This is a genomic window from Alkalinema pantanalense CENA528, assembly GCF_050753345.1.
In the GTDB taxonomy this organism is placed as follows: domain Bacteria; phylum Cyanobacteriota; class Cyanobacteriia; order Leptolyngbyales; family Leptolyngbyaceae; genus Alkalinema; species Alkalinema pantanalense.
In genome coordinates, this window is the sequence record NZ_JBLZFX010000046.1 from 39,400 (window position 1) to 45,401 (window position 6,002).

The 6,002-nt window shown below is 51.0% G+C and carries 6 protein-coding genes; 4 read left to right on the plus strand and 2 right to left on the minus strand.

All coding sequences use genetic code 11. From position 1 onward, the window contains the following. The 3 genes from ACN4EG_RS15750 (at position 1) to ACN4EG_RS15760 (ending at position 2,360) form a co-directional block, all read left to right on the plus strand. Positions 1-189, plus strand: coding sequence for a hypothetical protein (locus ACN4EG_RS15750; protein ID WP_431630800.1), 189 nt, complete (start codon positions 1-3; stop codon positions 187-189). Positions 190-547: 358 nt separating this feature from the next. After that, positions 548-1,657 carry a hypothetical protein gene (locus ACN4EG_RS15755; RefSeq protein WP_431630801.1) on the plus strand — a complete coding sequence of 370 codons (1,110 nt, stop codon included), beginning with the start codon at positions 548-550 and terminating at the stop codon, positions 1,655-1,657. A 97-nt stretch (positions 1,658-1,754) separates the two neighbouring features. Further along, positions 1,755-2,360: a Uma2 family endonuclease gene (locus tag ACN4EG_RS15760; RefSeq protein ID WP_431630802.1), complete on the plus strand. Its 606-nt coding sequence runs from the start codon at positions 1,755-1,757 to the stop codon at positions 2,358-2,360. Positions 2,361-2,441: 81 nt separating this feature from the next. On the opposite strand, the gene prmA is transcribed toward ACN4EG_RS15760, so the two are convergent. Together prmA and serA are read right to left on the minus strand one after the other, a co-directional pair. Beyond that, on the minus strand, positions 2,442-3,338 hold the full coding sequence (prmA, locus tag ACN4EG_RS15765; protein WP_431630803.1) for a 50S ribosomal protein L11 methyltransferase: 897 nt from the start codon (positions 3,336-3,338) through the stop codon (positions 2,442-2,444). A 195-nt stretch (positions 3,339-3,533) separates the two neighbouring features. After that, positions 3,534-5,114 (minus strand): phosphoglycerate dehydrogenase, encoded by a 1,581-nt coding sequence (gene serA / locus ACN4EG_RS15770; RefSeq protein WP_431630805.1) that lies wholly within the window; start codon positions 5,112-5,114, stop codon positions 3,534-3,536. Between the two features lie 231 nt (positions 5,115-5,345). On the opposite strand from serA, the gene ACN4EG_RS15775 reads away from it, so the two are divergent. Then, positions 5,346-5,645 carry a small RNA NsiR4-regulated ssr1528 family protein gene (locus ACN4EG_RS15775; RefSeq protein ID WP_431630807.1) on the plus strand — a complete coding sequence of 100 codons (300 nt, stop codon included), beginning with the start codon at positions 5,346-5,348 and terminating at the stop codon, positions 5,643-5,645. Positions 5,646-6,002 lie beyond the last annotated feature (357 nt).

Here is a 6,002-nt window from a genome sequence, read left to right on the forward strand (position 1 = left end):
GTGGTAGCTACCCATCACGGGCAATACCGTAACACTGAAAATTTTGGATCTCAAGGGGCGATCGCGGTGACGAAGGGCCATGATCCGCAGAAGTTACAGTTCAATGATCCGCAGAAGTTACAGTTGGATTGCAGACGGGAATGTTACAGGAGTGCCTGGATCATCCCAACCACGATCGGTGAAATTTGAACGAGAAAGTTACAGATCGCTGAATGATCCCAATGCAGATCAGTTGATCAGATCAGCCGATCTAGACGGGGGCGTTATAGGTAATAATTGGACGCGATCGTTACAGATTCCCCTGGTTGACTCGCTTCAAAATCCGGATCCACGCCTACGCCAAAATTACAGATTTTTTCGATCAAAATATACGCAGGAGTTACGATCGTTTTCCTAGATGCAGTGTATTCTGACTACACGGAACCACTACACCCCTAGATATGGTGTAGGGTTTGATTCGGATCCGGCTACTGTCGCCTTCCTATGGTGCTAGCTAATCCCTGCAAATGCTGACTCCTCAATCCTTTGCTCGTTAAATCATTCACCCATGTCTACCTCTCCCTCCCAGTACCTGTGGAAAACTTCAACGGCTACCTTCCCGGTCGATGGACAGTTACTCATGTTGTTGCCTCGGGCGGGGGCATCTTTGCGGAATCCTGATGTGCGATCGCCCATGCTTCGATCGGATCCAGATGGCTATTATTTAGAGATGCGGGTGGAGGCAGACACTACCGATAGTAGTGAAGTGGCAATTACGCGCCGAGTGCCCCTAGATAATCTGACGGAGGAGGCTTGGTATCACCTCCAGGATGTTTACGCCCAACTCAATTTGTCGGGAGCTGGGGGTCTGGAAAAGGGCTTGAGTCAGGGATTAACTCAAGTGGACGATCGTCGGATCCAAAGATTACTCAATGGCGTGGTCACGTTTTTGAATCCGCGCCAAGTTGCGATTTTGCTCCATCTCTATTCCCTCGCTGCCCACCAGGGACAGCAGCCAACCCTAACGCTCCAGTCCAATGATTTGCTCGAAAAATTAGGCTACACCCGCACGAAGGATGGTGGGTTTGCCTCTAAGTTACGATCGCAATTACACCGGGATTTAGTAACCTTGCACCGCACGGAATTAATGTTTTCCCACGCGCCTCGCAAGGGAGTGGCTAATCCTAAAATCAAGATTCAAAACATTCTAAAAATCCACGACTGGGAGGTGGGTGGCAAAGCCAAGAAATTTGATATTTTCCATGCGGCTGACTACACTTACGAATTAGCAGATTCCTACACGATCGAATTACAATTTTTCGATGGAATTAGTCGGGGTAATGATTACCTTCTGTTTCCCCGTTCTTTCAACATCACACAACGTTTGGGAAACACAACGAAGAATGATTATAAAACTCGACTGTTAGTGTATTTAGCCAGTCGGATGAAATGGGATAATCCTCAGGATGGGCAATACATGATTATCTCGAAACAGTACTTGTTTAAAAACCTGGATCTCTTGGGCAGCAACAGTTCCCGCAACAATCAAATCTTCTGGCGCACGATCGAAGAACTGAAGCAGGAACAATATTTACTCGGTGCCCAGGAACTTCCCGGTAAGCGCAAAATTAACAGCATTCAATTCCAAATCAACCCAGAAATGTTGCGATGCAGTTAGATTGAGCTGTAGCTAGATTTGGAATGCAATTAGGTCTCGTTCGTAATTTTGTTCAAGTTAGATTATCAAACTCTAGTTAACCGTATAGCAATTTGCTATGATCTATCCTTCCGCTCAGCAATTATCGTTTGAGCAATTCGTAACTCAGTACACTGAGGATTTGTGCTATGAATTGGCTGACGGGAAACTGATCAACATAGAGCCTACTGGCCCCCATGAAACCGTTGGTGGAAAGCTAGCACCTTGCATTGGCATCGCGATCGCCCAAGCTCAACACCCTTGGTTTATTCCGCGTACTTGCCTCATCCGTCCCTTTGCAGAGGTGGCAACTGCCCGTCGCCCAGATATTGTGGTTCTAGACGAATCTACCCTGACCAGCGAACCCCTCTGGCAGCAGCAACCCGTCATCACCCTAGGTCGATCGATCAAGCTGGTTGTGGAAGTAGTCAGTACCAACTGGGAAACGGACTACGCCCGTAAGGTGGAAGAATATGCCATGCTAGGCATTCCTGAATATTGGATTGTAGACTACCGAGGATTGGGGGGTGTGGCCTTTATTGGCAAACCCAAGCAACCGACGTTTACCGTCTGCCAGCTCCAAGGGGACGATTATGAGTTCCATCAATATCGGCTAGGGGAATTGATTCAATCCCCACTTTTACCCAACCTACACCTTCGGTTGAACGATATTCTGCCCCGTTAACGTCCTGCTCTGAAAAATCCGGGTTTAGGCTTGGCCCAATCTGACTTTTCTGAGCCATTCCTCTCTTAATCGTTCATGCGGCTAGTCATTCATGCGGCGAATATTCATGCAGCACCATTCGCCCCGTTTCCACAGTGCTGCGACAAACCAGCCATTCCCTTCCAAAGCGTCCGCCACAGCCTTCGCTTGATCCAACAAAATGCCGCTGAGAATGCCCCAGGTTTCTTGCTTGACGATCGGCGTCCATTGGGGAATCAGCTCCACAATCACATGGGCGAGAATGTTGCAAACGATGCCCTCCACTGGTTCCGGCACCATATTGACCAGGGTTTCCACACTCCCTTCCGCCACGGATAAGCGAGCCGGATCCATCTGGTTCAGTTCAATATTTTCTAAAGTCGCCTTGACTGCTAGGGGGTCGGTATCGACAGCGTAGGCTTTTTTCGCCCCCATCAGCAAAGCTCCTACGGAAAGAATGCCGGAGCCGCAGCCGATGTCAGCAATGACAATTTTTTCCGGATCCTCCGCCAAGCGCATTTCCAACGCTTCCAAGCAAAGCTGCGTTGTGGCATGGTCTCCGGTCCCAAAGGCCACACCGGGTTCCAATTTCAGAATAATGCGATCGGTCTGTTCAGGCAGGGGTAACCAAGCAGGATGGATCAAAAGGCGATCGCCTACCTCTTGAGGTTGCCAATAGGCTTTCCAACTACTGGCCCAATCTTCTTCATCAATCAGGTTCCACCGCACAACGGGATGGGGCTGTTCCAGACACAGCGCATCCTGCCGAATTTGCATCGCCAAGGCAGATAAATCGAGGACGTGGGCTTGAACCTGGGGTAAATAGCCGGAAACGACGGAAGAGGTTCCCATCCGTTGGCTTGAGGTGCCCTTGCAACCAAATTCCTCCAAGCGCCAGCACATCCCTTCTTCTAGGGGAATGGTGCACAGAACTTGAATTTCCCACCAACTATTTGCCATGGTTCGCTAGAGTTCCTAAATTTTGAGGATAAAGCTCTGAGTTTTGAGGTTTCTGTTCCGGTCACTCGAGTTCCAGAAGTTAGCAAGCATCACCCAAAACTCAGGCTTTACTAGCTCAAAACGGTCGATCGTCGTTGATGTCCGATCGGTCAGGCTGCAACGTCATCTGGGCAACCATGACCGATCGGGTACGGCCTAGAGCGTCACAGTATAGGCGTCTCGGATCCCCGAAATCCGTTTGATTTCCTCAACGGTATTCTCCGGCAGAGGATCATCCACCATCAGCACCATAACTGCATCGCCCCGCACGATCTTGCGGCCCACCTGCATACTGGCAATATTGACATTCAGGTCACCCAACAGGGAACCAATCCGGCCAATAATCCCCGGCATGTCGCGGTGCAGGGTGAACAGCATGTACTTATTCGGCGGTACGTTGACCGGGAACTCATCAATGCTGATGACCCGCATCTCGCCATCCCCCAGCAGGGCTCCACTGACGGAATGCTCACCCAGGGCTCCTTTAGCCGTCAGCATTAGCGATCCGGAGTAATCCTTCACCGAGGCGTCCCGCGTTTCAATGACGTGGATGCCGCGCTCCTTGGCTTCGATGCTGGCGTTGACGTAGTTCACCCGCTCCTGCAAGGCATGGGACAGCAAGCCTTTCAGAGCAGCAATGACGATCGGTTGGCTTTGGTTCGTCGCTAGTTCGCCCCGCAATGCAATGTTGAGGGAGTCGATGCGGCCTCCGGCCAATTGGCTGACCAGGTTGCCCAAGGTTTCTGCCAGTTGCAGGTAGGGTTTCAGCGCTTCCAACACATCCGGACGTAGGCCAGGGATATTCACCGCCGATCGGGCAGGTAACCCGAGCAAGACATCCCGAATTTGTTCGGCAACGTCGATCGCCACGTTCACCTGAGCCTCTTCCGTAGAAGCGCCTAGGTGGGGGGTCAGCACAAGGTCTTTACCCAAAGCGCGTAGGGGCGATTCTCCCAGGGGCTCCGAGTCAAACACGTCCAAAGCGGCTCCGGCAATGCGGCCCTCTTCAATGGCTTTGGCCAGGGCGGCTTCGTTGATAATGCCGCCACGAGCGCAGTTGATGATCCGTACCGTCGGCTTCATCTTGGCGATCGAGGTTTCATCGATCAAGTTGGCGGTTTCCGAGGTTTTGGGAATGTGCAGTGTAATATAATCCGCTTCGCGCAGGAGGGTATCCAACTCCACGAGCTTACAGCCCAGTTGCTCGGCCCGTTCTTTGGAGATAAACGGGTCATAGGCCAGGATGGTCATGCCCATGGCCTTGGCAACGGTCGCAACATGCGCCCCAATCTTGCCTAGCCCAACAACCCCGAGAATTTTTTTGTAAACTTCGACGCCCGTAAAGCTCTTGCGATCCCACTTCCCGGCCTTCATCGACTCATTGGCCGCAGGAATATAGCGGGACAGAGACATCATCATCGCCAGGGTATGTTCGGCTGCGGCGATCGTATTTCCTTCCGGCGAGTTCACGACCACAATCCCTTTGCGGGTGGCGGCGGGGACATCTACGTTATCAACCCCAACCCCTGCGCGGCCAATGATTTTGAGGTTACTGCCCGCTTCGATAACGTCCTTAGTCACTCGCGTTCCAGACCGGATCATTAGCGCATCATACTCGCCAATGACTTTCACTAATTCCTCAGCAGACAGGCTGGTGTTGACGTCTACTTGGGCAACCTGGGAGAGAATATCAATCCCGACCTGATCAATGGGATCAGAAACAAGAACCTTTGGCATAATCGCGGTGCGGCTAAGAGAACGCTGAAAACCTAATCTAATGGACGATCGACAGCGATCGTAAATGATTAGAAATTCCTCAGTAGGTTATTCTAAGGCATTGCGGGAACGGCCTTGGGAGAATTGACTAGAAGTTTTTGGGATTCCTCAACCCGATAGAATGACACTGGACAGATTCCACCGGTCAGCCCGTTTGGGATCCCCAGTTATCCAGGTCACTTTTGGTAAGTTATGTCTGAATCAACCACCCCGCAATCCACTACAGGCGCAGATGCGATCGATGTCGCGATCGCCAATGGCATCGACTTTGACGGTTCGCCCATTCCCCCGGAAAAGCTCGATCTCTATAGCAAAGTCATGGCCTTGGAGGCCGGACGGCAACGGAGCGGCGTTTCCAACACCATGCGTTCCCGGATTGTCCGCATCGGAGCCAAGCACATTCCCCAGGATGAGCTGAATCAAATGCTAGAAACTGCGGGGTTTGCCCCTTTAAAAGAGAAGGAAGTTGCTTTCTTCTACGGCGGCAAGTAGTTGCGAACCCAGTTGTTGTGAACACTGGCAACCGTTCCACGCGATCCAGTTAAGAGCTAGGCGGGACTTGCTTCCCCCTGCTCTCGCGATCGTGATGACCTCACAGAAAACCACAGTAATTCTCGCCACCTTACAGGTACAAATGTTCGTTGTTAGCTAGGATTTTCCCGATCGCTTCATTACAATGAGGGATATTCAGCGAATTCTTGAAAACGAGTTCTCAAGCTACAGGAGCGATCGCCATGGTTGCTAGTGGAGTGTCAGGATTAATTTTGTGAGTTTGAGCGAGAATGGATTTAGGATCTGATTGGTTCTGAAATCCACTCTTGTAGGAATATCGTATGGGCAAAGTGTACA